3 protein-coding genes are annotated in these 2,817 nt (G+C 56.2%); 1 reads left to right on the forward strand and 2 read right to left on the reverse strand.

Annotated elements, in window-relative coordinates; genetic code table 11:
- Together M0974_RS25085 and M0974_RS25090 are read right to left on the reverse strand one after the other, a co-directional pair.
- Window positions 1–694: aminotransferase class I/II-fold pyridoxal phosphate-dependent enzyme (locus M0974_RS25085; RefSeq protein ID WP_297843408.1), on the reverse strand; the 694-nt coding region annotated here is incomplete at its 3' end.
- A gap of 73 nt (window positions 695–767) precedes the next feature.
- Window positions 768–1,757, reverse strand: a complete 990-nt coding sequence (locus M0974_RS25090; RefSeq protein WP_297843403.1) for a LysR substrate-binding domain-containing protein — start codon at window positions 1,755–1,757, stop codon at window positions 768–770.
- Between the two features lie 112 nt (window positions 1,758–1,869).
- Between M0974_RS25090 and M0974_RS25095 the strand changes: the two genes are divergently transcribed.
- Window positions 1,870–2,463 (forward strand): FMN-dependent NADH-azoreductase, encoded by a 594-nt coding sequence (locus M0974_RS25095; protein WP_297843405.1) that lies wholly within the window; start codon window positions 1,870–1,872, stop codon window positions 2,461–2,463.
- Window positions 2,464–2,817 lie beyond the last annotated feature (354 nt).

A 2,817-nucleotide genomic window follows, 5' to 3' on the forward strand; every position in this document is an offset into this window, starting at 1 on the left:
AAGTCTTGCCGAATGAGGAAATCACGAAACTGCGCTCGGCCAACTCGGGATGACGCAACACACTTTCATGCTGGGTACCGTCGTAAACGATGTGCTCATAGACCTCGTCGGAAAGCACCACAATTTCGGTATTGCGCACGATTGCCGCGAGCTCTTCCATATCTTCCGAAGACAGCACCGCGCCACTGGGATTGTGCGGACTGTTGATCAGAATCATCCGAGTCTTGGACGTGATGGCATCGCGCACGCGCTGCCAGTCGATCGAAAAAGCCGGCAAGGTCAAAGGAATATGCACGGCGCGTGCGCCTTGCAATTCGATCGCAGGCTCATAGCTGTCGTAGGCTGGATCGAACATGATGACTTCATCACCAGCACGCACAACCGCAGCAATTGCGGAAAAGAGGGCTTCAGTGGCGCCGGAAGTCACGGTGATGTCAGTATCGACGTTAACCTTGCGACCATAGAGGCGTTCTGTTTTTAACGCGATCTGCTCACGCAGCGGCGCAATGCCATGCATGGGCGCGTACTGGTTACGACCTTCGTTCATGGCCCGGTTCAAACTGTCGCGCAAAGGCTGCGGCGGTTCGAAATCCGGAAAGCCCTGGCCGAGGTTGACTGCCTTGTGTTCCACCGCCAACTGGCTCATGACCGTGAAGATCGTGGTGCCGACCTTGGGAAGCTTGGTATCGATGATCATCATTCAGCCGTCTGGATGTCTATAGATTAAGTGGATCATTTAGCGTAACGCATCGCGCGTTTCACGCAAGTCAGGAAACCGGTGCCGATGCCGCAGGAAGATCATCCAGCGGACGCTCCCTGCATTGCTGATGTTTGAGCAACGTGGCTTCTGGCAACCGCTCGGCCAGAAAGTCCACCAGCGCACGCACGCCGGGTAGCATGCCGCGTCGACTCGGGTAGACGAAATGCATGATGCCCTGCGGCACGTTCCATTCGGGCAAGACCACCTCCAGTTCCCCACGGGCGATCGCTGACGAACAGACAAATTCCGGCAACAGCGCGATGCCCATGCCACGTCGCGCGGCTTCCAGCAGCAAAGCAAAATCACCAGTGATCAGGCGAGCCTGCATCTCCACGTTGACTTGCTTGCCATCTGCACCGATCAGCTCCCACACCTGCGCGCCCTCGTGCTCACGCATGGACAGTGCAGGCAGTTGCACCAGTTCATCCGGCTTGGTTGGGCGTCCCTGGCTATCAAGAAGGCTTGGGCTGGCCACTAACAAGGTGCGGCCCTGGCCGAAGCTGCGAACAACCAGATTGGCGTCCGTATCCAGTTTCGAGCGGACCCGAATGGCCAGATCGAAGCCTTCGCCGATCACATCCACTCGACGATCGCTTGAAGTGACACGAACCTGCATTTTCGGATAAAGCGCCAGAAAGTCGGGCAACACGTGCGCCAGCACGGTCTGCACCAGCGACACCGGACAGCTCAGCCGCACCACCCCACGTGGCTCGGCGCGCAATTCATCAACGGCATCCTGCGCGGCCTGAGCCTCCTCCAGCACAGCGCGGCAATGCGCGTAAAAGCGCTCACCCACTTCAGTGACAACAAAACGGCGCGTGGTTCGCTGCAGCAGGCGCACGCCCAGCCTTTCCTCCAGTTGGGCCACACGCTTGCTGAGCCTGGACTTGGGTAAGCCAAGTGCCCTACCCGCAGCGGAAAACCCACCGTGTTCAACAACGGCAGCAAAAAAATAGAGGTCGTTGAGGTCCTGCAAGGCCCCCGTCAATGCTGTCATGATTGTTTCCCTAAAAGAACGACTTGTTCGATTATTGCCATCTTATCGCCACATTGTTCTGAATGTATCGTCAGTGCATTGCCGGACCACCGGCGCTTCAAGGAACAATTCAATGAAACTGCTTCATATCGATTCCAGCGCACTGGGTGAGTATTCGGTTTCGCGCCAGTTGAGCGCCGATATCGTAGCCGAGCTCAAGCATCAGACTCCGGACGTAGAAATCAGTTATCTCGACCTCGCCGCGCAGCCACTCGCGCATTGGACACCTGCTGTCGCCGACGCCAGCGGCGCCGAAGCCGCCCAGGGCAATGCGCTGGTAGAAGAATTCCTCGCCGCAGATGTCGTCGTTATCGGCGCGCCGATGTACAACTTCGGTATTTCCAGCCAGCTCAAGGCATGGATCGATCGCATCGCTGTGGCCGGCAAGACCTTTCGCTACACTGAAAACGGTGTCGAAGGCCTGGCCAAAGGCAAGCAGGTGATCATTGCATCCAGCCGCGGTGGAGTTTACGTCGAAGGCCCGTTTGCCGCTTTTGACCATCAGGAAACCTACTTGCGCGCGGTGCTCGGCTTCATCGGCGTCACCGACCTTACCTTCGTACGCGCCGAAGGAGTCGCGATCAGCCCGGAAAATAAAGAGCAAGCGCTTAAATCGGCGCAAAGCTCGATACTTTCAGTCATTACAAAGCTGGCAAAAGCCGCCTGAGTTCGAGAAATCGAGTGCAATACCAACGGCCCTACGGGGCCGTTTTTCGTTTTCTCTGTTTCAAATATCAATAAAAACAGTGAGATGGCCACATAGGCCATCAGTCATGTTGCCAAAGTGCCTTTGTTCTATTGACGCCTATTGTTTTGGTGTTATAGTTAACTACAACACCGGTTAACGAGTTCACCAAGGAGAGTCGTCATGAAAGCACTGAATCAGAAATTGATCGCCACCGTCGCCGCCGTACTGCTGACTTCCGCCAGTCTGATGACGACGGCCACCTTGAGCATGGCTCCACAAAATGCCGACGCCCAAGAGATCAATGCCAACGAAATCCATGGCCTCAAAGTCACC

The sequence above is a fragment of the Pseudomonas sp. genome (assembly GCF_026224925.1).
Classification (GTDB): domain Bacteria; phylum Pseudomonadota; class Gammaproteobacteria; order Pseudomonadales; family Pseudomonadaceae; genus Aquipseudomonas.

Excerpts from the sequence above, each read along its gene's own strand:
- M0974_RS25090 (WP_297843403.1), bottom strand. The coding sequence starts at position 1,757 with ATGACAGCATTGACGGGGGCCTTGCAGGACCTCAACGACCTCTATTTT.
- M0974_RS25095 (WP_297843405.1), top strand. The coding sequence starts at position 1,870 with ATGAAACTGCTTCATATCGATTCCAGCGCACTGGGTGAGTATTCGGTT.